Genomic DNA, 24,221 nt, shown 5'->3' with positions numbered 1-24,221 from the left:
ATGAGCTTGCGGCTGGAAGGCCAGGCCGCGGTGGTGGTCGGCGGCAGCCGCGGTATCGGGCGTGCGGTCGCCGAATTGCTCTGCAGTCTGGGTGCTTCCGTGGTGGTCAACGGCCGTGACCCGGATGCCGTCGCGCAGACCGTGGACGCGATCACCGCCGCCGGCGGTCAAGCCGTTGCGGTCAGCGGGGCGGCCGACAACGAACGGGTCGCCGCCGCGTTGATCGAGACCTCCACGAGTTCGTTCGGCCGGCTGGACATCCTGGTGAACTGCGCCGGTATCGCAGAACCGCCGCAGTCCTCAATCCTGCGGATCAGCCCGAAGGAGTTCGATCTCCTGATCGGTTCGCATCTGGGCACGGTATTCCACACCTGCCGGCTGGCGGCGCCGCTGATGGCAGAGCAGGGCCACGGCGCGATCGTCAACACCGGATCGGCGGCGTTCCTCGGCGACTACGGGGGCACGGGCTATCCCGCCGGCAAAGGTGCGGTGAATGCGCTCACGATGGCGATCGCCGCGGAGCTGAAAGCCGACGGAGTGCGGGCCAACGTGGTGTGTCCCGGCGCACGGACACGCCTGTCGACCGGACCCGAATACGAATCGCACATCGCCGACCTGCACCACCGCGGGCTGCTCGACGAGATGACGATGCGCGCGTCGCTGCACCCCGCTCCCGCCGAATTCGTGGCACCCCTCTACGGGTACCTCGCCGGGGATCTCGCCCGTGACGTCACCGGGCAGATCTTCGTTGCCGCAGGCGGTTTCGTCGGCCGATACCAGCGGCCGGAGCCGCAGTTGCTGGGCTACCGCGACCACAACGTCAGCCCGCCGTGGTCGCTGGCCGAGTTGCACGAGATGATCGGCGCTTCAGCTACCCGATGAGCGAGAAAAGCAGCACGAGCGCGACGTAGCCCACGGCCACCACCGCGGCCCCGGTCAGGCTTATCCCCGGCGGCGCCCCGTCGATCGGATCGAGCCAGCGCCTGAAGGGCCGTGACGCGGCCGGGACGAGAACCCATTGCAGCAGAAGGACACTGACGACGTTGCCCACGAAGACTGCCGGCGACTGCGCCAGCCCGAGCCGATCGAGCGCGGGCGCCAAGTATGCGGAGAGCAGCATCACCGTCGGGTAGAGGCACAGCACCACCAGCATCGCCGTCTTCCAGCCCGGCGTGATCTTCGTCTGGCCGTCGGCGATGCGGACGGTCGAACCGAACGGCGCACTGCGCGGCAATTCGGCGAAGTCGCGGGTCAACTCGTCGCGCAGGCGCGGCAACGCTTGGCGACGTTCCTGGGAGCGCATCCATCCGCTCAAGTGCCGGGCGGAGCGGAAGCGGAGCAGCGACATCCATTGCCCGGACGCGTCCGCCGGAAACAGCGCGGTTCCTTCGTAACCGGGAAACGCCGAACTCACCAGCGTCAGATCATGTTGCGCGGCTACGAATTCGGCGTCCTTACCCGCAGCCACGTCGTGCAGGAAGACGGCCGCGCTGTCCGGCGGAAGCTCGCCGTGTGCCAACACCAGGTCGGCCGCCGACCTTCCGAAACCCTGGGTCCGACCTTCGGCGAGGACATCGCGACGGTCGGCCCCGTCCAGCCAGGCGTCCAGCCTGTCGGTGCTGTCGAACGAGACCGCGACGGCGTGATCCAGCTCTTCGCCATGCCGCACGGATTGGCGCGCGCCGACGAAGCCCGCAGCGCGACGAGCCGATGCGCGGTAGCCATCCACCCACCGGTCGAAAGCGCCGGGATCGGTTGGTGGGTGGAAGATGGAAATCGCGGTGGCACCAGCTGTCATGTCAGTTGTCTACCACCGCCGTCGTACGAGGATCCGGACCGACTCGGCAGTCGAACAGCTCGCCGGCCGCGGGCCATCGGTTTAGTGAATCGATCAAGCGGGTAAGCGTCGCGGGACCCCGGGGCGCGGACTCGACGGGGAGCCGGGGACTTCGGGCGAAATCTGCACGCCATCTATTGAGCAGGCGACTAAATGGAACGTTTAAGCGGACTTGATGCATTTTTCCTCTATATGGAGACACCGACGCAACCGTTGAACGTGTGCTGCGTCCTGGAACTCGATACGTCGACGATGCCGCGCGGCTACAGCTATGCCCGGTTGCGGGCTGCGCTGACCAAGCAGGTCAAGGCAGTCCCGGAGTTCCGCATGAAACTGGCTGATACACAGCTGAATCCGGATCACCCGGTGTGGGTCGACGACGAGGACTTCTCGTTGCGACGCCACCTGCACCGGGTCGCGGTGCCAGCGCCGGGAGGCCGCCGGGAACTTTCCGAGATCTGCGGACACGTCGCGGGGCTGCCGCTGGACCGCGATCGCCCGCTGTGGCAGATGTGGGTGATCGAAGGCGCCGCACACCCGGAGAAATTGACCGTGGTGCTCAAAGTCCATCACGCCGTGGTCGACGGAGTCGCCGGAGCGAACCTGCTGGCGCAGCTGTGCAGTTTGCAGCCCGAGGCGCCCGAACCCTTGCCGGTCCGCGGAGCCGGGCCGGCAACTGCGCTGCAGATTGCCGGTAGCGGGTTGTGGAACTTCGCGAAGCGACCGCTGCGACTGGCGACGGTGGTGCCGGCGACGGTGCTGACGCTTTTGCAGACGGTGCTGCGAGCGCGTGAAGGCCGCACCATGGCCGCACCGTTCAGCGCTCCGTCGACGCCGTTCAACGGCACGCTGACGCGTTACCGCAACATCGCTTACACCCAACTCGACATGCGAGACGTCAAACGGGTGAAGAACAGGTTCGGGGTGACGGTCAACGACGTGGTGGTGGCGTTGTGCGCCGGGGTGTTACGCCGCTTCCTCTTAGAGCGGAACGAACTGCCGGACATTCCGTTGGTCGCCACCGTGCCGGTGTCGGTGCGGGAGAAGTCCGACCGTCCCGGACGCAATCAGACGACGTGGATGTTCTGCCGGATGGAGAGTCAGATCAGCGACCCGGCCGAACGTATTCGTGCGATCGCTGCGGGAAACAACGCCGCCAAAGACCACACCGCGGCCATGGGCCCGACCCTGTTGCACGACTGGACCGAGTTCGGCGGGCAGACGATGTTCGGCGCCGCCATGCGGATACTGCCGCGAATTCCGTTGAGCACCAGCCCCGTCTACAACTTGATCCTGTCCAACGTGCCGGGACCGCAAGGGCAGCTGTATTTCTTGGGTAGCAAGATCGACTCGATGATCCCGGTCGGCCCGCTGCTGGGCGGCGCCGGTCTCAACATCACCGTCATGTCGCTCAACGGCGAACTCGGTATCGGCATCCTGTCCTGTCCCGACCTGCTGCCCGATCTCTGGGAGATAGCCGACGCGTTCCCGGATGCGCTCAAAGAACTGCTCGAGTGCCCCGACCGCCGCGCCCGGCCGGTGGACGGTGACGAATAGGGTTGCAGCGCAGCCTTTTCCGGATCTCAGTACCGGTATCCGGTGCTGGTGCCCAGCACCTCGACGGCCGCATTGATGTTCGGGATGACCGATGCGCCGTAGCGTGCCACGATCTGACTGAGCGAACGGGTGATGTGCGGACCGACGGCGTCGGCCAGCAGGGTGTCTTCGGCGATGACGATCCCGTTCACGATGTGACCGGCGAGCAGTCGTCCGTCCCGGACGACTTCGTAGCGCCAGTCGCCGATCTGGATGCGCTCCGGATTGGACGAGAAGATGCCACGTTTGGCCGGTGTATGTATCACTCCGGGCAGCCCGGCGAACACCTTGACCACCAACGCGACCCCGCCGGGACCGGCCAGCGCGCCCGCGATGGTGCGGCTGACCCGTTCGGTGTCCAGGTCACTCATCACTTGTCCATCGGCAGCACGAAGGTGGGCTTGATGGTCTCGCCACTTCCGGTGCGCCGCACCGCAGTTCCCGCGGTGTAGAACTCCACCGTGTGGTGACCCCAGGCGTAGTTGGAGACCGCGAAATGCACCCCGACCACACCGGTCGCGCCGTCGCGCTCCGCCTCGGTCTGCATGCGTGACATCGCCAGCTCGCGTGCTTGATAGTTCCCCTGCGTCCACTGCGGCATCTCCATGTTGCGGCCGATCTGCCGCAACGTCTGCATGAAACCCTGCACGGCGATGTGAAACACGCAGTTGCCCATCACAAAGGCCACCGGCGTGAACCCGGAACGCAGCAACGTCACCATGTCCTGACCGGACAGGTGGCTGGAGAAAGCCTGACCATTGGGTCGCCGGAACGCTCCCGGCTTGTCGGTGTAGCGCACCGCGGTGCCGACCGCCATGAACTCCAGGTGTTCGCCGCCCTCGCCGTGGTGGCGCCAGTTCAGTCGGACCCCGACAATGCCGTCCGCCTTGAGCGCGTCGGCCTCGGCCTGCATGCGCGCCATCGCATTCCAGCGCGCCCGGTAGGTCGCTTCGGTGAGCACGCCCAACTCCTGTTGCTGCCGCATGCCGGTGAACTGGAACCCGACGTGATAAACGGAGACACCCATCACCAGCTCGATCGGCTCGAACCCGGCGCCGTGCAGCAGCGCGAACTCGTTGATCGACAGATCCGACGTGAACGACTTCTCGGCATGCGACAACCGTTCGCTGGCGACCGGATCGAGCGAGGTTGGCTCCATGGGCAGGCGTCCCTTCTCTGGTTTGCGTCAGCGTAGCGAGGGGCTCACGGAGTGAGGGTGATCGCCTCTTCGGGACAGTTCTGCGCACCCGCCAGCGCGTGCTGCTCCAGCTCGCCCGACACCTGCTCGACCCGCACGATCGAATGCCCAGCGTCGTCGGCGTCGAAGACGTCGGGGGCGAGCGAATAACACCGGCCATGGCCCACGCAGCGGTCGGCATCGACCGCGATGTGCTTCACCGCGCCACCGGGAACGTCAGCGGGAGCGCCTCGACCGAGCGCAGCGCGGCGGTGTACTTCAGTTCGGTACCCCGCGGAATCTCGTAATCGGGTATGCGGCGGTGGAATTCGCGTAGTGCCACCCGCAACTCCATGCGCGCCAGGTGGGATCCGAGGCAGCGGTGTGGGCCGCCTCCGAAGGCGCGGTGCCGATTCGGGTTGCGGTTGAAGTTCACCGATTCGGGATCGGGGAACTCGGCCGGGTCGGTGTTGGCCGCGCCCAGCAGCGGGCTGACCCGGTCGCCCTTGCTGATGGGGCAGCCGCCGACCTCGACGTCCTGCATGGCCACGCGGACGACGCCGGGGACCGGTGTCTCCCAGCGGAGTAACTCCTCGACGGCATGCGGCAGGATGTCGGGCTGTTCGACGAGTTGATGCCGGTGTTCGGGGTGTCGGGCCAGATACACGAAGAAGCAGTCCAGCGAATCGGTGACGGTGTCCAGTCCGGCGATGAGGAACAGGAAGCAGATGTCGAGCAACTCTTCGCGGGTGAGGGTTGCGCCCTTGTCGTCTTTGAAGCGGGTCGCGATCATCGCGGACAGGACGTCGTCGCGAGGACTGGCGATATGGTCGTCGATGGCGCGGTCGAAATATTCGTAGATCTGTTGCGCCACTGGCGCTGAGGCCGCATGCCGTTCGTCCCAGTCGGCCGCGCCGTCCGGCCGGATGACGCCGTCCTTCCACTCCAGGAACTGGTCGAGATCGTCCAGCGGCAGGCCGAGCAACTGCAGGAAAACCGTGCAGGGCAGCGGCACCGCGAACTCGGTGTGGAAATCGCATTCGCCGCGACCGGCGAAGTTGTCGATCAGCTCGTTGACCAGCGCCGTGACCTGCGGTTCGCGTCTGGCCATTTCCCGTGGCGTGAACAGCGGATCCAGGATGCGCCGGTACTTGGCATGATCGGGCGGGTCGATCTGCAGCGGGATCAGCGGACGTATGGTGCCGAGATCGACCGCGTCCATGTTCGACGAGAACAGATCGGTCCGCTTGAGCGCCATCTCGATGTCGGCAAGCCGGCTCAGCACCACCGCCTGCGGGGACCGGAACACCGGGGCCGACTCGCGCAGCGCTTTGTACATCGGTTGCGGCTCGGCGAGACCGACGATGGACTGGTCTACATACTCCTGGTCGACGAACCCCTCGGCTTCGGTCATGTTGTCAGCCTGGCACCGCCGCCGACGGGGGGCAATTACCTTTTCATTTCTCAGCCGGCGTCGCTGCTTGGTCGATGCAGCAACGAAGCAATCGCCCGCAGCACACCGCGCAACGCGTACGCCGCCGTCACGATCGACAGCAGGATCAGCAGGATGAACGTCACCATCCAGTTGCTGCGGCTGTGGTCGACGTCCCACCAGATCACGATGAACAACAGGACACACACCAGCAGCACGATGTCGCGCCAATTGCCGTGGTACGACACCGCTGCCTTGCGCATGGCGCGTCCGCGGTCCGCCGCCTCGACCAGGTCGTCGATGCGGGCGTCGATCGTGCGTTGCAGTTCGGCGCGACGCTCGGTGGCTTCCGGAGGGAGCCGGTCGAGCAGATCCATGTCCTGCTTGATCAGGCCGCGAAAGTCCGGCCCCCGGAATTGCCCGGCCGCGACGGCGAGCATCACGCCACCCAAGACCGGCGCGCTGTTCAACGCGATCTGCCCCACACCGGCCACGTCGGCCTCCTTCGGCTCGTCCACGAATCCTTCGATGAGGATTGCCGAACCGGGGAAGCCGATCAAGATGCGGGGTGTCGGGTGTCAAACGCCATCGGTAGTGATATCGGTCCGCTGAGTTCGGTCGGCGCTTTCCACGGGGCCGGACCGACGCGCCGTGGGTTGGTCAAGCGCTGGGTGATCACTCGAAGTGCCTCGGCGAGTTCCACTTTGGCGAGGTGTGCGCCCAGGCAGTAATGCACGCCGCCACCGAGACTCAGCATGGGCGGTGGTGCCGCCCGGGTGATATCCAGCCGGTCTGGACTGTCGTAAACCGTCTCGTCGCGATTTCCGGAAGCCGTGTTGGCGACCACGACAGTGCCGGCCGGCACCAGAAAACCGCCGAGCTCGATGTCCTGGGTGGCCAGCCGTATTGCGCCGACGACGATGGGCGTGTGGCGGATCAACTCCTCCACGGCCTGCGCGGCCAGTTCGGGATGCGCGGCAAGTTTCGCCCATTGGTCGGGATGCTCGCACAACACCTGCACCGCAGCCGCCAACTGGTTCCGGGTCGTGTCGGTTCCGGCGTTGAGCAGGATGGCAACGAGATTCACCATCTCGTCATGGGTGAGGCGGTCGCCGTCTTCCTCGGCGCGAATCAGTTCGGAGATCAGATCCTCAGCCAGACAGTCCCGTCGGCGCGCGATCAGCTGCTCGACATAGTTTTCGAGTTGTTGCCAGGCCCGCACGATCGCGTCTTCTTCGGCGGCGACGTTGGCCCCGAACGCTTTGCTGATGTCGGTGGCCCAGGTCGAGAACAACTCCCAGTCCTGCCGGGGCGCGCCCAACAGCTCGCAGATGATCGGGACCGGATACGGCCGCGCGATGTCGGTGACCAGATCGCAGTGCCCTTCGGCGGCGTACGTGTCGATCAGTTCGGTGATGACCTTCGTGCACGCGTTGCGCATCCGCGCTGCCGCGCGGGGAGTGAATGCCCGCGACACCAGGCGCCGCAGCCGATGATGCTCGGCACCGTCGAGGCTGATGAGCAGCCGACAGACCCGGTCCCAGACGGGCCCGGACTCGATTCCCTGGACCGCCAGTCCGATCCCGCGAGGCATCGCGAACCGGGGGTCGCGCAACATCGCGCGGACCAACTCATAGCTCAGCACCTCGGGTCCATACGGTCCCTGAGCAATCGGGGACTGCCGGCGTGCCTGCCCGATCAGACGGTGGATCTCGTCGGGGTCACGGGCGTCGTGATAGGTGATGGCCGGCAGGGCGAGATCGAAAATATCGGTGGGCATGGCGTCGCTCCTCGGATCGGAATGGATTCACTCTCCGGGGGAAACGGCCGGCGACCATCGGCCAACGTGCCTATTGGCCGGACGTGCGTAACTGCGTAGGTAGGCCATTTCGCTGATGTTCTGCGATCTCGGTCACCGCATCCTGGTTAGCATGAGCACGACCGAGTGGAGCGACGTTGGGGTGAATGGGCTTCCGACCGGCACAGTGACCCTGCTGCTGGCTGATGTCGAGGGATCGACGCGGCTGTGGGAGACACAGCCCGTCGAAATGGCGGCCGCCATCGCGCGTTTGGATCAGACGCTGACGGTTGCGGTAGAAGCGCACGACGGGGTTCGTCCCGTCGAGCAGGGCGAGGGTGACAGCTTCGTGATCGCGTTCTCCCGCGCGTCCGACGCGGTTGCCTGCGCGCTGGACTTGCAACGGGCGGCGCTGACTCCCATCCGGTTACGCATCGGATTGCATACCGGCGAGGTACGTCTTCGTGACGAGGGCAACTACGTCGGACCGACCATCAACCGCACGGGGCGGTTGCGGGACCTGGCCCACGGTGGTCAGACCGTGCTGTCCGGCACCACCGAAGACCTTGTCGCCGAGACACTCCCGGACGATGCGTGGCTGACCGATCTCGGCGCTCACACGCTGCGGGATCTGGCCCGTCCCCAACGGGTGGTGCAGCTATGCCACCCGGATCTGCGCAACGACTTTCCGCCGTTGCGCACTTCCAGTAACGTTGCTGTACAACATCTTCCCACTCAGTTGACGGCTTTTGTCGGCCGCCAGTCCGAAATCGCCGACATACGAACGGCTTTGACGCTCAACCGGCTGGTCACCCTGACCGGGACCGGCGGCGTGGGTAAGACCCGCCTGGCGGTCCAAGTGGCCGCCTCGGTAGCCGGTAAGTTCGACGACGGGGTGTGGTACGTCGACCTGGCGCCGATCACCGCCGCCGAGGTGGTCCCGGTGACGGTCGCGCGCGCGTTCGGTCTGCCTGACCATCCGGGGCGTTCCACCATGGAGACGTTGGTGCGGTTTTTCCGCGACCGCCACCTGCTGATCGTGCTGGACAATTGTGAGCACCTACTCGATGCGTGCGCGACACTGGTATCCGAAATCTTAGGCGCTGCACCGCGAGTGATCGTCCTGGCCACCAGCCGCGAACCCATCAGCGTGACCGGCGAAGCGACGTGGCAGGTGCCATCCCTGTCGCTGGCTGACGAGGCCGTCGAACTGTTCGCTCAGCGCGCCCGGCTGGCCCGGCCGGATTTCGCGGTCACCGACGCCAATGGTGCTGCGGTAACCGAGATCTGCCGACGGCTCGACGGTATGCCGCTGGCGATCGAACTCGCCGCGGCACGCGTGCGCGCGCTGTCGCTGACCGAAATCGTCGACAGCCTGCACGACCGGTTCCGACTGTTGACCGGCGGCTCCCGCACCGCGGTCCGCCGACAGCAGACACTGCGCGCATCAGTGGACTGGTCACACGCCCTGCTCACCGAGACCGAGCGCATCCTGTTCCGTCGGCTCGCGGTGTTCTTCGGGGGATTTGATCTGGCGGCAGCACAATTCGTGTGCGGTGACGGTGAGATCGAGCGGTATCAGGTGCTGGATCAGTTGAGTCTGCTGGTTGACAAGTCGCTAGTGGTCGCGGACGGAAGTAGCGGTCGCACCCGGTATCGACTACTGGAAACAGTGCGGCAGTATGCGCTGGAAAAACTGGGGGAGTCCGGCGAAGCCGACGCGGTGCGGTCGCGTCACCGCGACCACTACACGTCCATCGCGGCATTACTCGACGCCCCGGCGCGCACCGATTACGAGCAGCGGCTCGAGCAGGTTGAACTCGAGATGGACAATCTGCGCAATGCTTTGGGCTGGGATCTGGAAAACGGTGAGACCGAGCGGGCTTTGGCGTTGGCATCCTCGCTACAACCGGTGTGGATGTCGCGCGGACGCATTGTGGAAGGTTTGGCGTGGTTCCACACCATCCTGGCTGACTTCGACCAATACGTCGACGTTGCGCCCGCAGTGCGGGCACGGGCTCTTGCCGACGAGGCCGTCCTGAACATGCACATCGGCCAGCCCATGGACCGAGCACAGCGTGCAGTGGAGATTGCCCGCGAAGTCGATGATCCGGCATTGCTTGCCCGCACACTATCCGCGTGCGGATTGATCGCAGGAGCGCAGCACTACGACGCGGAAACAGCTCAGTCCTGCCACGCCGAGGCAATGGAGTTGGCCCGGGCGGTGGATGACCAGTGGACCATGAGCCAGATCCTTGCGTGGCAGGCTAATAGCGCATTGACCACGGGCGATCCGGTTGCTGCGGGCGAGGCGGGGACGCAGGGGCGCGACATCGCCGACGCGATCGGTAATCGCCCATGCTCACGACAGAGCCGGATCATGATCGGCTACGCCCATCTGTTGCGAGGCGAACTAGCCGCGGCGATCTGTGAATTTCGGGATGTAGTAAATGAGTGTGAGGCGACTCATGACGAGGTCTATAGGGCAAGTGCCCGGATGGGCCTGGGGTTGACGCTGACGTACCACGGAGAATTGGATGCCGCCCACGCGGTAGCCGATACCGCAGTGGCAGGTGCAGCCGATTTGAGCGAATACTTCCACGGTATGGCCTATGCCCAGTTGGCTCAAGCCAATGTTGCCGCCGGCGAACTGGATGCCGCACAGGTCAACGGCGAGGCCGCCTACGAGGGCCTGCACACCGGCCAACCCCAGGTGGCGATCGCGCAGCGTGCTTTCAATTCCATTGAGGCAGCATTGGCGCGTGGCGAGGTTGCGCGCGCCCGAGAATGGGCCGACGAGGGACTCGCGGTTGCAGTGGGCTGGCACCGGGTGGCGTTGCTATCGGTCCGCGCTCGCATCGCGACGGCGGAAGGGCTACTCGAAGCCGCCGAACAGGATGCCCAACTGGCGTTGGCTGGGGCGGCCGACAAAGATCTGCGCCTGCACATACCCGACATTTTGGAATGTCTGGCCGCCATAGCCACCATCAATGGCAACCCGGCCGGAGCGGCCCGCCTGTTCGGTGCGGCAGATAACATCCGCGATGGCATGGGCCTGGTCCGTTTCAAGATTCACGAGTCCGGTTACCAGTCGGCGGTTGTCGATCTCCGAAATGCGATGGGTACAAACGATTTTGACGGGGTATGGTCGCAGGGTGCCGCGTTGTCGCTGGACGAAGCGATCGCCTACGCGCTGCGCGGCCGCGGCCAACGCAGACGGCCGGCGTCCGGTTGGGCGTCGCTGACACCGGCCGAGCGCGACGTGGCGCGTCTGGTCTGCGAAGGATTGGCGAACAAGGAGATCGCGGCCCGGTTGTTCGTATCTCCGCGAACGGTGCAGGCCCATCTCTCGCATATCTACACCAAGCTCGGTATCGCCTCCCGCATTCAGCTGGCGCAGGAAGCGTCCCGCCAGGGGCTGATGGACACCTGTCCAGAATGAGCAGTCCATATGGTGGTTCGGATGGGGCTTTCGACGGATCGATCGTCCTTGCCGTTGGGAAAGCGGTCGGCTAGAGTTCGAAGGATAATCAGACACCTGTCCATAATTGGGGCCGAGTGCAGCCCGCTCGAGCCGTCGAACTGGGCAACTAGGCGCGAACCCGCGGTCACCGCCGGACCGCCACACGACGCAGACCGAAGGATCGCGTATGACCAGCAGGTACGCCGCCCTCACCCGTGACCAACTCACCATCCTGGTGCCGGAGTTGCTGCTGATCGGCCAGATGATCGACCGATCCGGAATGGCTTGGTGCATACAGCAATTCGGCCGCGAAGCCATGGTGCAGATCGCTATTGACGAATGGGCCGGCGCGAGCCCGATCTACACCAAGCGCATGCAGCGAGCGCTGAAGTACGAAGGTGTCGACGTCATCACCATCTTCAAGGGCCTGCAACTCGACATCGGCGCCCCGCCGCAGTTCATGGACTTCCGCTACACGGTGCACGATCGTTGGCACGGCGAGTTCCAGCTCGATCACTGCGGTGCGCTGCTGGATGTCGAACCGATGGGCGAGGAGTACGTGCGCGGCATGTGCCATGACATCGAGGACCCGACGTTCGACGCCACCGCGCTGGCCACCAACCGCAGGGCTCAGGTTCGTCCGATCCACCGGCCGCCCAGGACGCCGGCGGATCGGCACCCGCACTGCGCCTGGACGGTGATCATCGACGAGTCGTACCCGGAGGTCGGTTTCATACCAGCCCTCGAGATCATCGGCCGAACCCGCGCAGCGACAGCCGAACTCGACCCGATCGACGAGAGCGAGCCAGGGCAATCGAACTACTCCGGTCCGCTGGTGTCCGACTTCGACTTTGCTGCGTTCTCGCACTCCGCGTTGGTGCGGATCGCCGATGAAGTGTGCCTGCAGATGCATCTGCTCTACCTCTCCTTCGTCCTGGCGGTCGACAAGCACGCGCAGGGCGACGCGGACAAGACCCGCATGATCTGCACCAAACAGCTCATCGGCCTTGCGGGTCTGGCCGCCGAGCGAATTCATCGGGCATTGGGTCTGCCGGGTGGCGTCGAAGGTGCGGTGCGCGTGTTGGAGTTGCATCCATTGTTCAATCCCGCGCTGTACGTATCGGCTTCGTTCGAAGACGACCGCGTGCACCTGCATCGGTCCCCGGCACACGACGACGCTGCGTGGCCGGCGCTGGTCTCGCCCGAGTCGGTCGGGCCGTTGCAGGCGATCGTCGCCGCGGTCGATCCGCATCTGACCGTCGAAGTCAGCGGCACGTCCGATGACTGGACTGCGATCGTGCACGAAACCGACACTGCTGCAGAGGAATTCTCCGAAGTCGCGGTGGCCAAGTTCAGTGGCGGCTCGACGTTCGTCTTCCAGCCACGAAAGTCGTTGCCGCTCACGCCCGTGTGATCACTGCCGCGACTTATTCACAGTTGCAGGTTTATGCACAGGTGCGCCCTCGGGGCCGGGGAGTTGTCGGTGCCGGTTCTTAGAATTTGAGGTATGTCAGCGAGCACGCGTGAAGAGATCGTGGAGGTCTTTGACGCGCTCGATGCGGATGTGCATCGTTTGTGCGCGTTGTCTTTTGAGGTGTTCACCACCCCGGAGCGGATGCGGGCTCTGGAGCGCCTGGAACGGGCAGCCCGCCAACTGCGCACACCCCAGCACGCGGTGATCAACCAACTTGCCGCCCAAGCCGCCGAGGAGGAGTTGGGCGGCAAGCTGCGCAGCGCGTTGGCGGATCGGTTGCGGATCTCTAAAGCCGAAGCCGGCCGGCGCATCGCCGACGCCAAAGACCTCGGCGCGCGCCGGGCGCTGTCCGGGGAGGCGCTGGCGCCGCTGCTCACCGCGACCGCGACCGCCCAAGGCGCCGGGCTCATCGGTGATGAACACATCCGCTTGATCCGCAAATTCCTGGCGCATCTTCCCGACACGGTCGACGCGTTGACCCGCCTGGACGCCGAAGCCGACCTGGTCGACAAAGCCACCCACTTTCGCCCCGAACAAGTGCAGACCTATGCCCAGGAAGTGATGGCCTATCTGCACCCCGACGGCAACTACAGCGACGACGAACGCGCCCGCCGACGCGGCCTGATGCTGGGCAAGCAGGAGTTCGACGGGATGTCGCGCCTGAGCGGGCTGGTCACCCCCGAACTACGGGCCGCGATCGAAGCGGCGTGGACGAAGTTGGCCGCACCGGGGATGTGCAACCCGGAAAACGAGGCACCACGCGTGGACCGCGAACCCGACGCCGAGGAGGCGCAGCGCGATACCCGCTCGGGACCCCAACGCCAGCACGACGCGCTGCTGGCCGGGCTACGCGCACTGCTGGCCTCTGGCGAGCTGGGCCGCCATCGCGGGCTGCCGGTCACCATCATCGCCACCACCACCGTGGCAGAACTCGAAGCCGCCGCCGGGTGGGCGCGCACCGGCGGCAGCTCCCGCCTACCCATGAACGATCTGATCCGCATGGCCGGCGGCGGCGCCAACCACTATTTGGCGATCTTCGACGCCGCCAAACCCCAAGCCCTCTATCACACCAAGCGGTTGGCCTCCCCGGCCCAACGGATCATGCTGTGCGCCAAAGACCTCGGCTGCACCAGGCCCGGCTGTGATGCCCCGGCCTACCACAGCGAAGTCCACCACGTCACCGCCTGGCGCAAAACCGGCCGCACCGACATCAACGACCTCACCCTGGCCTGTGGCCCCGATAACAGACTGGCCGAAAAAGGCTGGACCACCCGCACCAACACCCAAGGCCACACCGAATGGATCCCACCAGCACACCTCGACCACGGCCAACCGCGAATCAACACATTCCACCACCCGGAGAAACTGCTGATACCCGAGGACGACGACGGGCCGTAGCCAGAACTGCTGTCAGACAACCGATTTGGATTCCTACGCGACGGAAGCCCCGAGTATCAGATTCACCGCCTCGTCGAGTTGCCCGGAAATTTCCTGATAGGTGGTGAACCGCGCGCTCATCAGAGCACCGGCAAAGGTCATCTGCAGCGTCGACTTCACTGCGCCGGGCCAGCCGGGGCCGAGCGCGGCACCGATCCGCCGCGCCACCTCGACCGCGATCTCATTCCGCAAGGGTGCGACGGCGGGGTCGTCGGCCATCAGGGCAGCGCCGCACCCGGCAGTCAACTCTGGCTCGTCAGCCACGACCAGCGCCATGTCCCGCATCGTCGCGCTGACCCGGGTCTTGGTGGTGTCGTTGACGTCGGTGTGCAACGGCAGCTCACGCAGGAAGCGCAGATACACGGCCGCGACCAGAGCGCTCTTGGAGGAAAAGTAGGTGTAAGCGCTGGCCGGCGACACGCCCGCGCGCTGAGCCACGGCGCGCATCGTGAGGTTGGCGTACGAGGACTGGCGTAGTTCCTCCAACCCGGCGTCGAGCACTTTGCGGATGGTCTGACCCGGCCGCCGGTCGGATCGACGCGCAGTGCTGACGTCGCTCGTCGCAGGCGACGTCGCTTCTCTAGACACCCGTCCAGTGTAGGAAAAGCGGAACGTTCGGGACAAGCACATCGGAAGACAGTGGACCGTCACGTGTTGATTGCGGACCAGATCGTCCTCGCTTGCCGTACCGCGGTGACGATTGATACCGTACAAGCAATACCTAGACAGGTGTCCAGAAACGAGTGGGGGCAGTATGAGTGCGGCCGAGCGGGTACTGGTGACCGGCGCCTTCGGTCTGGTCGGCTCCGCGGTGGTGGCCGCCCTGGCCGAGCGGGGCCGTCAGGTAATCGCCACTGATCTCGACGCGCCCGCGCACCGCAAGCGCGCACAGCAACTCGCCGCACATCCGTCGGTACAGATCCGGTGGGCCGACCTCACGTCGCCCGACGACGTCACCGCTCTGCTCGAGACTGTCGCCCCAACCGCCATCGTTCATCTCGCGGCGATCATCCCGCCGTTCTGCTATGCCCGTCCTGAACTTGCGTTCGCCGTCAACGTCAGCGCGACCGCGACCCTGGTCAGGGCCGCGTCGCAGTTGACGGTCCCTCCGCGATTCGTGCAGGTATCCAGTATCGCGGTCTACGGTGCGCGCAACCCCCATCGTGACGACTCGCTGCTGACGGCGACCACGCCGGTGCGGCCGACCGATCTGTACGGACAGCACAAGTCGTTGGCCGAGCAGTGCGTCGTGACGTCCGACCTGGACTGGGTGGTGCTGCGTCTGGGCGGCGTGCTCACCGCCAAACCGCGCTTTGAAATTGACCGCGACCTGGTGTTCTTCGAGGCTGTACTGCCGTCCGACGGGCGCATCCACACCGTCGACGTCCGCGACGTCGCCCACGCGTGCTGCGCGGCCACCGTCACCGACGAGGTGCGGCAGATCTTCCTGATCGGCGGCGATCACACTCACCGGATCACCCAGGCCGAGATCGGATCCGACTACGCGGCAGCGATGGGTCTGCCCGGTGCCATCCCGGCGGGCCGGCCAGGCGATCCCGACGACGATCTGACCTGGTATGCCACCGACTGGCTGGACACCGGCCCCGCGCAGCAAGCGCTTGCGTTCCAGCATCATTCACTCTCCAGCATGCTGGACGAGACCCGCGCCGCGGTCGGCTGGTTGCGCTTCCCGCTGCGCTTGGCGGCTCCCGTTGTCCGCTGGTATCTGCGCAGGCGGTCGCCCTATCGCGGATTTCCCGGCACCACCGCCGATCCGATGCGCGCGATCCACCAGCGATTCGGCGACCCACGCCCGTCGGAGACCGCGGAATCCGGGGCGGCGCGCCGGTAACGTCGGCACCATGACCGCGCAGGACCGTCACCGCTGGGACGAACGCTATACCCGGCGGGGGCCCGCGCAGACCGTCGCTGCACCGAAAGTCCTTGCCGCTCATGTCGATCTACTACCCGAGACAGGACGGGCGTTGGATATCGCCTGCGGCCAGGGACTGGCGTCGGTCTGGTTGGCGATCCGGGGGTTGCACGTGTGGGGACTGGACGTTTCCGACGTCGCCATCCGGCACGCCCGAGATCTGGCTCGGCGCAACGGTGTTGACGGTCGCTGCCGCTTCGACGTCGTCGACCTCGACGAGGGGCTGCCGGCCGGCGAACCGGTGGACCTGATCCTGTGCAACAAGTTTCGTGACCGTCGCCTCGATCAAGACCTGATCGGTCGGCTGGCACCGGGCGGACTCCTGGCGATCGCGACGCTCAGCGAGGTCGACGCCGCACCGGGCGAGTTCCGGGCAGCAGCCGGTGAACTACCGGCTGTGTTCGCCCAACTGGACGTAGTGGCGAGCGGCGAGGGTGACGGTCACGCGTGGCTTTTGGCACGTGCCTGACGTGCGAGATGTAGTGTCACGAAGATGGAGCGGCGCGTCCTCGAAGCGGTCATCTACGAGCGCGAACCACCAATCGCGCGAATCATTCTCAACCGGGTCGGCAAGGCCAACACCAAGGACGCCGTGCTGGTCACCGAAGTCGACACCTGTCTGCACGAGGCGGATCGCGACCGGGAGATCAAGGTCGTCATCCTCAAGGCGAACGGCAAGGGCTTCTGCGGCGGCCACGTCGCACGCTGGGGCCCGGACGAAAACCCTTATCCCGACTTCGGCAACAACTTCGAGGATCTCTACAAAGGCACCGCCGACCTGTTCCTGTGGCCGACGCTGTACTTGTGGGAGTTCCCGAAGCCGACGATCTCGCAGATCCACGGTTACTGCATGGGCGGCGGGATCTATCTGGGCCTGCTGACCGACTTCTGCGTCGCCTCCGAAGACGCCTATTTCCAGATGCCCCTTGCCCAAAGCCTCGGCGAGCCCGGCGGTCACACGATGATCGAGCCGTGGCTGCTGATGAACTGGCACCGCACCATGGACTGGTTGCTGCTGGCGCCGACACTGACGGCCGAACAGGCACTCGAATGGGGTCTGCTCAACAAGGTGGTGCCGCGCGATCAGCTCGAGGACACCGTCGAGGAGATGGCGCGCAAGATCGCCCAGATTCCGCTGACCACCCTGATGGCGGTCAAGAACAACGTCAAGCGGGCCTGGGAACTGATGGGCATGCGGGTGCACCTGCAGGTCAGTCACATCCTGACCAATATGGTCGGCGCCGCGTCCGACGTGCAGGCCCGCCGGGCCGAATTGATGCAGTCGGGCATGAAGCCCCGCGACTTCCTCGGCCGGGACGAGGCCCCCGGCTAACGGCTCATCTGGCCGGCGACTTTGCGGCCCGCGGCGTGTCGTGCGGCGACGTAGCCGAACACCATCGAGCTGGCGATGCTCGCCCCGGCCCCCGGATAGGTTCGGCCCATCACCGTCGCCGTGGTATTCCCGGTGGCGTACAGTCCCTCGATCACCCGGTCCTGCTCGTCGAGAACCTGGGCGTGCTCGTTGGTGATCACCCCGCCGCAGGTGCCGACGTCGGCCGGCAGGACTCGGGTGGCGTAGTAGGGCGCCCGGTCCAGTGGCCCCACCGCGGCGTTGGGTCGGTGACCGGGATCGCCGAGGCAGTCGTTGTAGGCCGACTGCCCCCGGCCGAAGTCGGGGTCCAGTCCCTTGGCGGCGAAGGAGTTGAACCGCTGCACGGTTCGGGTCAATTCGTCAGCGGGCAGGTCGATTTGGCGGGCCAGGTCGCTCAGCGTGTTGGCGCGTTTGACCGCACCGCTTTCGATCAGCTCCGGCGGCAGGTGCTGACGATTGAGCGGATTGGTCCCTGCGACATACCGGCGCACGTACCCGTCGTCGAAGACCATCCAGCACGGCACCGCCTTGTTGGCGTACATCGCCTTGCCCACCTCGACATAGGAATTCGACTCGTTGCAGAACCGCCGGCCGGTGGAGTCGATGTAGATGGCCCCGGGACGTTGACGCCCGGAACCCAGTGATGCCGCGGCCGCGCCGCCGTTGGCGATGAAAACCGAGGGCAGCCACCACGCTTCGTCGAGCAGATCGGTCTTGGCACCAAGGCGCATCGCGGCCTGCAGCACCTCGCCGGTGTCACCAGCGTTGGCGATCGACCACTTGCCGTCGTTCGGCTGGTCACCGCTGTACTGCCGCCGCATATCCGCATTGTGGCCGAAACCCCCTGCAGCCAACAGAATTCCCTTGCGCGCTTCGACATTCACCGGGGTGCCGTCGCGGATGATGCGTGCGCCCACCACGCGGCCGTCCTCGACGATCAGATCGTCCATGGCGGCGTTGATCCACAGCGGAGGCTGACCGTCGCTGAGTTCGATCAGCACCTTGAGCAGCTGCCCGATCAGCGACGCACCGTTGGTCAGGATCTGGCGACGGGCGATGCGCGCGGCTCTGGTCCGGGCGAATACCTTGGTCGCGACCGCGAATGCGCGCGGCGCACGGTTGTAGTACTGCACCGAACGCAACTCGTTGGTCAGCACCACGTACCCGTAATTCTTCGCCAGCGAAGGTTGCACTTTGTCGCGCCACGAACCGAGTTCGGCGGCGTCGAACGGGATGCCTTCGACCGCTCGGCCGGACTCGTTGCCGCCCTTGTGGTTCGGGTAATAGTCGCTCCAGCCGGCGCAGCGGATGAGCCGAACTCCCTTGCGCAACAGGAAGTTGATCATCTCATAGCCGGCGGTGAGGAACATCTCGCGCCGTGCGGGGGAGGAGGCCGCTCCGATGTCGCCTACCACGTCCGCCAGGTAGGCCAACCCGTCCTCGTGCGAATCGGCGATACCGTCGGCGCGCATCAGCGGATTGTTCGGCAGCCAGACGATGCCGCCGGACAATCCCGTCGAACCACCGACCAACCCTTGTTTCTCGACGATCAGCGGTTCCAGGCCGGCGTCCAGGGCGGCCAGGCCGGCGACCATGCCGCCGCCACCGCTGCCCGCGATCACCAGGTCGACGGAGCGGTCCCAGTTGACGGTGCTCATCGGCGGACACCTGCCTGGAAGCCGAGATCGGCGATCGGGACGTCGATGGTGGTGTTGGTCTTCTGGATCGCCGGCACCAGCGCCGGATAGGGCAGATCGGCCAGAAAGCCGTCGATGACGCGTTCGAAGTTGGAGATCAACCCCTCGATCTGGCTGGACAACCGCATGAACTCGAATCCCTTGGAGTGCAGGCCTTTCTGCTGCTTGGGCAGGTTGGAGAAGTCTTGAGCCGGAATCGGGGGCCAGCGCGGATCGTCGGGTGCCATGGGCTCGGGTGGCGTCGGTTTGCCGGTGACCTGATCGGGCGGGATGCGGGTCAGCGACCAGATCTCGAACAACGTCTCCTCCGGGCCGAGTGGACGAATGCGGTACGACGAGGCACTGCTGTACTGCGGCAACAGGAAATAGTGCGGGAAGCAGAAGCCGATCGCATCGACGATGCCGCGGCGCTGCAGTTCGTTCAGGTCGGGGATGTCGCAGCCGCGGGCCCGATGCCAGTGCACCACAGCGTCGTTCAAAGTGCGCTTCCACACCGCCATCGCCTGGGCGGGGTCGGCGGGCAGGTCGATGTCCTGCAGGCCCTCGGCAATGCGGATGTCGTTCGCGTGGGTCATGCCGGCCATGCCTTCGCCCAGCGTGCGCATGAAATACAGGCTGGTTCCGATCAGCCCGGGAGGTGTGGCACTGGGCTGCGCCGACGGCAGCAGCTGCGGATGAGTCTGCGGGACATGGTATCCCTCCATGAACGCGGCCGTCGCGAGCTTCCAGTTCACCGGGAGCCGGCACGACTGCCACCATTCGGTGCGCAGCGATTCGACCCGCCACGCGTCGTAGATCGTCGCGAAAGGTTCGAAGCAGTCCCGCAGCCCCGGCGCGTCGTCGTCGAGGTTGATCCACGCGCACCCGCCCCACACTTCGCATCGCACCGGCACCAGGGCGAGATCCTGCGGGTCCAAGTTGGACTCGTCGAACGCGTCCGGGCGGAGGACAAACGTGTTGCGTCCCTCGATGTTCCAGCACCAGCCGTGAAACGGGCAGACGAAGGTGCGCCGGGATCCAGGCAGAGACCCGGAGCCTTCCACCAATTTCACGCCGCGATGCCGGCACGCGTTGTGGTAGGCCCGCACCGTCTCGGCGTCCACCCGCACCACGATGACGGACTGATCGAGGATCTCGTACTCCACGAAATCACCGGTCTTCGGGATCTCCTCGAGCCGGCAGGCCATCTGCCACACCCGTGGCCAGAACTTCTCGTTCTCCAGCGCGTAGAAGTCCGGGTCGTAGTACCGCTGCTTGGGGATCCGATCCGGCGACTGCACCGCCCACGGCACCGGAAGCGGCGTCCAGTTCACATCCATGCCTCGTCCTCGTTCATAAGATCCGCGACATCCGTCCCTGCCAGTAGCGTTCGCGGATGCGCCTCTTGTAGAGCTTGCCGTTCGGGTCCCGCGGCAGTTCGACATCGAATTCGATGGTGCGCGGACATTTATAGGTCGCCAGGTGCGTCCGGCAGTAGTCGATCAGCTCGGCCTCCAGGTCGGCGCCGGGTGTGATGCCGGCTACCGGCTGTACGACAGCCTTGACCTCCTCGCCGTACTCCTCGTTGGGCACGCCGAACACCGCCGCGTCGATGAGTTTGGGATGCATCACCAACAGGTTCTCCACTTCCTGCGGGTAGATGTTGACCCCGCCGGAGACGATCATGAACGTGGCACGGTCGGTGAGGTAGAGATAGCCGTCCGCGTCGACCCGGCCGACGTCGCCCAGTGTGCGCCAGCCGCGTTCGTTGTAGACCGAGGCGGTCTTGGCGGGGTCCTTGAAATACTCGAAGTCGGGGCCGCCCTCGAAGTACAACTCGCCGGATTCGCCTACCGGTAACTCGCTGCCGTCCTCACCGACGACGTGGACGGCCGTCATCGGGATGCCGACCGAACCCGGGTGCGCCAGCCACTCCTCGGGCCCGATCGTGGTGCCGGCGAAACCCTCAGTGCCGCCGTAATATTCGTGAATGATCGGACCGAACCAGTTCATCATCCGGTGCTTGACGTCCACCGGGCACGGTGCGGCCGCATGAATCACGCACTGCAGGCTGGATACGTCGTACTTCGCCCGGACCGTCGCAGGCAACTTGAGCATCCGCACGAACATCGTCGGCACGAACTGCGCGTGGGTGACCCGATGTTCCTCGATCAGGCGCAACACCGTTTCGGCATCGAACTTCTCCATGATCACCGAGGCGGCCCCGACCCGGTTGACGGCCATCGTGTAGTTCACGCCGGCGGCGTGATACAGCGGGGCGGGGGAGAGATACACACTGGACGGGTCCATCCCGTACTTGTGGGTCAGCGCCAGTTGCAGGACCGCTTGCGCCCAGGATCCGTTGCCGTCGACCGGAAGTGGGCGACGTACCGCTTTGGGCCGCCCGGTGGTGCCCGAGGAGTACAGCATCTCTGACCCGTCCGACACCGGGGGCGCCGCGCCGGCCGCCGCCAGCAGGTCCTCGTATCCATTCGGGGTAGGCAGGCGATCCCCGACAGTCACCTGCACATCGACTTTCCGGAGGTCTCGCACAAGTCCCTGCAGGGATGCATCCACGAAGACCGCCTTGGCGTCGGAATCGTCGATGACGTAAGCGATTTCGTCGGCAGTGAAATGAGTGTTGACCGCGGTGTAGTACAACCCGGAAAGCTGGCACCCCCAGGTGATCTCGAAGAACTCGGGTCGATTCGGCAGGATCAGCGCCACCCCGTCGCCCCGGCGCAGCCCGGCATTGTGCAGCGCCGCGGCGACCCGCTGGCTGCGGGCGTACAACTGACCGAACGTGATCACGCCGTCATCGGTGAGCAGTGCCGGCGAGTCCGGCGCTGTGCTCGCATGGTCGGCGATGTTCATCGGCTGACTCAGGAAGTGGCGGCGCCATCGGTCGAAGCGGCGGCGGCGGCCTGGCGCCGGGCCTGCTCAGACGGCAGCACCTTGTCCTTGAACACGGTCTGGATCAATTGCTGCACGTCCTTGCTGATCGAGGCGAGCGCGACGAGGTCGTTGGAACTCTGCCAGTGCACCCGCATGCCCATCAGTTCCCAGGCACGCTTGAGATTGGCCTTGGTGGCCAGCAGCGTCGTCATCGGGGCCTGCGCGATGTGGCGGGCGATCGCCTCCACCCGCGTGTCCAGCTGGTCGCGGGGAACCACTTCGTTGACCAGACCGACTTCCAGCGCCTTCTTGGCGTCGATCACCTCGGCCAGGTACAGGTAATACGCCGCACGGCGCCAGTTCATGAAAACCCAAGGCTCGATGGAGCATTCGCCCGATGGCATGCCGAAGCCCTGCAGCGGCGGGTAGGAGAAGTAGGCGTCCTCGGCGGCGATCACGATGTCGGTGGTCAGCCCGTAATGCGTGCCGCCGCCGACGCAGTAACCGTGTACCTGCGCGATGGTCGGCTTGGAGAATTCCCACAAGTTCAGGATCGGCTTGACGAACAGGTCGGTCTGCGGCTTCCACGGCGTGCCCATCACCCCGGCGGCGGTGACGAAATCCGGGTAATCGACGGCGTTGTTGCCGATCGCGTGACCCGAGCAGAAGCCTTTGCCGTTCGCCTTCAGGATCAGCACCTTGATGTCGTAATCGCGGTCCGCGTCCAACAGTGCGGCGTCGACCTCCTCGGCCAGTTTCTGGTCCTGGGCGTTGGCCTTCTCCGGCCAGTTCAGAATCACCCGCGCGATCGCGCCCTCCTTTTCGTAGATGATTCGCTCGCGGGTCTCGTTGAGGTCCATCGGGGGAGTACCTTTCGCTAGTCCGGTTATGAAGTGATGACGCCGATTTGGGCGCCGATGTCGTAGGTCGTCCCGATCTGGCCGGTCCAGTGCACGGTTCCCGCGGCGCCGGCCTCGATTTCCTGCTCCACCTTCTCGGTGGCGATCACGTAGATCGGGGTGCCCTCGTCGACGTAGTCGCCGGCGTCGACGAGCAGGTCGGTGAGTTCGGCTTCCGAGACGGCCACCGACACCCGGGGGATCCGAATGATGAAGTCAGCCACGCACTCTGGCTTTCTCACGGGACTTCTCCAGAGTGCGTCGGGCCGCTGCGACGATCCGCGCCGGCGAGGGATACATCTGTGCTTCCAATGCCGGCGCGGCCGGATTGGGCACGAACCGGGCGGCCACCCGTTCGATCGGTGCGGCCAGTTCGCCGAACAGTTCGGAGTGCAGGATCGCAGCGATCTCGGCTCCCGGCCCGGCGAACTGGACGGCATCGTGCACGATCACGACTCGCTTTGTGCGGCGGCCAGATTCGACGATGGTCTCGACGTCCAGCGGCACCAGGGTGCGCAGGTCGACGACTTCGGCGCTGACGCCCTGTTCGGCCAGCGTGGCCGCCGCCGCGAGCGCGTCGTGCACCGCCCGGCCGTAGCCGATCAGGCTCACGTCGGTGCCCGGACGTTTGATATCGGCCTGTCCCAACGGGATTGCGAAGCCGGCGTCGAGCGGGACCGGTCCCTTGCGGCTCTGCAACCGGATCGTCTCGACGAACAGGCACGGGTCCGGGTCGAAGATCGCCGCGGTCAGCAGGCCTTTGCCGTCACGCGGGGTGGACGGGACGATGACCTTCATCCCTGGGATATGCATGAACCAGGCCTCCAGGGACTGGGAATGCGTCGCCCCGGTCGCCAGGCCGGCGTAGACCTGGGTGCGGATGGTGATCGGCGCGGTGGTGCGACCCGCCGTCATGAACCGCAGTTTGGCGGCGCTGTTGATCAGCTGGTCGGCGGCGATACCGATGAAGTCCATGATCATGATCTCGGCCACCGGGATCAGCCCGTCTATCGCGGCACCTATCGCGGCTCCGACGATGGCCGCTTCGGAGATCGGCGTGTCCAGCACCCGCTCGTGACCATACTTCGACGACAGTCCCGCGGTGGGGCCGGACGCACCCGGGTCGGCGATGTCCTCGCCGAGCAGGAACACCCGATCGTCGGCTGCCAGCGCCTGGTCCAGCGCGAGGTTGAGCGCCTCGCGCATCGTCATTTCTTGTTCTGCCATGCGGT

Annotated in this window: 22 protein-coding genes; 8 read left to right on the top strand and 14 right to left on the bottom strand. The window is 65.6% G+C overall.

The window, feature by feature from the left end; all coding sequences use genetic code 11:
* Entirely contained in the window at positions 1-882 is an 882-nt protein-coding gene (locus AC5Y47_RS05090) for an SDR family NAD(P)-dependent oxidoreductase (RefSeq protein ID WP_499942564.1), read from the top strand.
* Here the strand turns inward: AC5Y47_RS05090 and AC5Y47_RS05085 are convergent.
* Positions 872-1,798 (bottom strand): antibiotic biosynthesis monooxygenase, encoded by a 927-nt coding sequence (locus AC5Y47_RS05085; RefSeq protein ID WP_499942563.1) that lies wholly within the window; start codon positions 1,796-1,798, stop codon positions 872-874. The two genes, AC5Y47_RS05090 and AC5Y47_RS05085, sit on opposite strands and share 11 nt — an antisense overlap.
* A gap of 192 nt (positions 1,799-1,990) precedes the next feature.
* On the opposite strand from AC5Y47_RS05085, the gene AC5Y47_RS05080 reads away from it, so the two are divergent.
* On the top strand, positions 1,991-3,394 hold the full coding sequence (locus tag AC5Y47_RS05080; RefSeq protein WP_499942561.1) for a WS/DGAT/MGAT family O-acyltransferase: 1,404 nt from the start codon (positions 1,991-1,993) through the stop codon (positions 3,392-3,394).
* A 26-nt stretch (positions 3,395-3,420) separates the two neighbouring features.
* Here AC5Y47_RS05080 and AC5Y47_RS05075 read toward each other — a convergent pair whose 3' ends face one another.
* From AC5Y47_RS05075 to AC5Y47_RS05050, 6 genes are all read right to left on the bottom strand, one after another.
* Positions 3,421-3,804: a DUF5073 family protein gene (locus AC5Y47_RS05075; RefSeq protein ID WP_499942559.1), complete on the bottom strand. Its 384-nt coding sequence runs from the start codon at positions 3,802-3,804 to the stop codon at positions 3,421-3,423.
* Positions 3,804-4,592, bottom strand: a complete 789-nt coding sequence (locus AC5Y47_RS05070; protein WP_499942557.1) for a heavy metal-binding domain-containing protein — start codon at positions 4,590-4,592, stop codon at positions 3,804-3,806. The genes AC5Y47_RS05075 and AC5Y47_RS05070 overlap by 1 nt, the downstream gene beginning before the upstream one ends.
* A gap of 44 nt (positions 4,593-4,636) precedes the next feature.
* Complete coding sequence (locus tag AC5Y47_RS05065; RefSeq protein ID WP_499942555.1) at positions 4,637-4,831, bottom strand: ferredoxin; 195 nt, start codon at positions 4,829-4,831, stop codon at positions 4,637-4,639.
* Complete coding sequence (locus tag AC5Y47_RS05060) at positions 4,828-6,024, bottom strand: cytochrome P450 (protein ID WP_499942554.1); 1,197 nt, start codon at positions 6,022-6,024, stop codon at positions 4,828-4,830. Before AC5Y47_RS05060 ends, AC5Y47_RS05065 begins: the two co-directional genes overlap by 4 nt.
* Before the next feature lie 50 nt (positions 6,025-6,074).
* Positions 6,075-6,482, bottom strand: coding sequence for a hypothetical protein (locus AC5Y47_RS05055; RefSeq protein WP_499942863.1), 408 nt, complete (start codon positions 6,480-6,482; stop codon positions 6,075-6,077).
* A 116-nt stretch (positions 6,483-6,598) separates the two neighbouring features.
* Positions 6,599-7,822, bottom strand: coding sequence for a cytochrome P450 (locus AC5Y47_RS05050; RefSeq protein WP_499942551.1), 1,224 nt, complete (start codon positions 7,820-7,822; stop codon positions 6,599-6,601).
* A gap of 151 nt (positions 7,823-7,973) precedes the next feature.
* Here AC5Y47_RS05050 and AC5Y47_RS05045 point away from each other — a divergent pair, with 151 nt between their 5' ends.
* The 3 genes from AC5Y47_RS05045 to AC5Y47_RS05035 all read left to right on the top strand — a co-directional run bounded on the left by AC5Y47_RS05045 (position 7,974) and on the right by AC5Y47_RS05035 (position 14,175).
* A complete protein-coding gene (locus AC5Y47_RS05045) occupies positions 7,974-11,282 on the top strand; it encodes a LuxR C-terminal-related transcriptional regulator (protein ID WP_499942548.1) in 3,309 nt (1,102 codons plus the stop codon).
* Between the two features lie 208 nt (positions 11,283-11,490).
* Positions 11,491-12,717: a hypothetical protein gene (locus AC5Y47_RS05040; RefSeq protein WP_499942544.1), complete on the top strand. Its 1,227-nt coding sequence runs from the start codon at positions 11,491-11,493 to the stop codon at positions 12,715-12,717.
* A 93-nt stretch (positions 12,718-12,810) separates the two neighbouring features.
* Entirely contained in the window at positions 12,811-14,175 is a 1,365-nt protein-coding gene (locus AC5Y47_RS05035; RefSeq protein WP_499942541.1) for an HNH endonuclease signature motif containing protein, read from the top strand.
* A gap of 33 nt (positions 14,176-14,208) precedes the next feature.
* On the opposite strand, the gene AC5Y47_RS05030 is transcribed toward AC5Y47_RS05035, so the two are convergent.
* Positions 14,209-14,802, bottom strand: coding sequence for a TetR/AcrR family transcriptional regulator (locus tag AC5Y47_RS05030; protein ID WP_499942539.1), 594 nt, complete (start codon positions 14,800-14,802; stop codon positions 14,209-14,211).
* Between the two features lie 166 nt (positions 14,803-14,968).
* On the opposite strand from AC5Y47_RS05030, the gene AC5Y47_RS05025 reads away from it, so the two are divergent.
* The 3 genes from AC5Y47_RS05025 to AC5Y47_RS05015 are packed head-to-tail and all read left to right on the top strand — an operon-like array spanning position 14,969 to position 17,480.
* A complete protein-coding gene (locus tag AC5Y47_RS05025; protein ID WP_499942536.1) occupies positions 14,969-16,066 on the top strand; it encodes an NAD-dependent epimerase/dehydratase family protein in 1,098 nt (365 codons plus the stop codon).
* 10 nt (positions 16,067-16,076) lie between these two features.
* On the top strand, positions 16,077-16,616 hold the full coding sequence (locus tag AC5Y47_RS05020; RefSeq protein WP_499942533.1) for a class I SAM-dependent methyltransferase: 540 nt from the start codon (positions 16,077-16,079) through the stop codon (positions 16,614-16,616).
* Between the two features lie 24 nt (positions 16,617-16,640).
* Entirely contained in the window at positions 16,641-17,480 is an 840-nt protein-coding gene (locus tag AC5Y47_RS05015) for an enoyl-CoA hydratase-related protein (RefSeq protein WP_499942528.1), read from the top strand.
* Here the strand turns inward: AC5Y47_RS05015 and AC5Y47_RS05010 are convergent.
* From AC5Y47_RS05010 to AC5Y47_RS04985, 6 genes are read right to left on the bottom strand one after another with little or no spacing between them, the layout of a single operon-like run.
* Positions 17,477-19,177 (bottom strand): FAD-binding protein, encoded by a 1,701-nt coding sequence (locus tag AC5Y47_RS05010; protein WP_499942523.1) that lies wholly within the window; start codon positions 19,175-19,177, stop codon positions 17,477-17,479. The two genes, AC5Y47_RS05015 and AC5Y47_RS05010, sit on opposite strands and share 4 nt — an antisense overlap.
* Positions 19,174-20,535 (bottom strand): aromatic ring-hydroxylating oxygenase subunit alpha, encoded by a 1,362-nt coding sequence (locus tag AC5Y47_RS05005; protein WP_499942520.1) that lies wholly within the window; start codon positions 20,533-20,535, stop codon positions 19,174-19,176. Before AC5Y47_RS05005 ends, AC5Y47_RS05010 begins: the two co-directional genes overlap by 4 nt.
* Positions 20,536-20,548: 13 nt before the next feature.
* The gene (locus AC5Y47_RS05000; protein ID WP_499942515.1) at positions 20,549-22,069 is read right to left on the bottom strand and encodes an acyl-CoA synthetase; all 1,521 of its coding nucleotides are present in this window, start codon (positions 22,067-22,069) and stop codon (positions 20,549-20,551) included.
* Positions 22,070-22,077: 8 nt separating this feature from the next.
* Positions 22,078-22,950, bottom strand: a complete 873-nt coding sequence (locus AC5Y47_RS04995; protein ID WP_499942513.1) for an enoyl-CoA hydratase-related protein — start codon at positions 22,948-22,950, stop codon at positions 22,078-22,080.
* A 26-nt stretch (positions 22,951-22,976) separates the two neighbouring features.
* Positions 22,977-23,213 carry a lipoyl domain-containing protein gene (locus tag AC5Y47_RS04990; protein WP_499942510.1) on the bottom strand — a complete coding sequence of 79 codons (237 nt, stop codon included), beginning with the start codon at positions 23,211-23,213 and terminating at the stop codon, positions 22,977-22,979.
* Positions 23,206-24,216: an alpha-ketoacid dehydrogenase subunit beta gene (locus AC5Y47_RS04985; protein WP_499942508.1), complete on the bottom strand. Its 1,011-nt coding sequence runs from the start codon at positions 24,214-24,216 to the stop codon at positions 23,206-23,208. The genes AC5Y47_RS04990 and AC5Y47_RS04985 overlap by 8 nt, the downstream gene beginning before the upstream one ends.
* Positions 24,217-24,221 lie beyond the last annotated feature (5 nt).

The sequence above is a fragment of the Mycobacterium sp. NGS22 genome, from assembly GCF_059813095.1.
The sequence above is the reverse complement of the archived record's forward strand: the minus strand, read 5'-3'. Positions and strand labels throughout refer to the sequence as shown.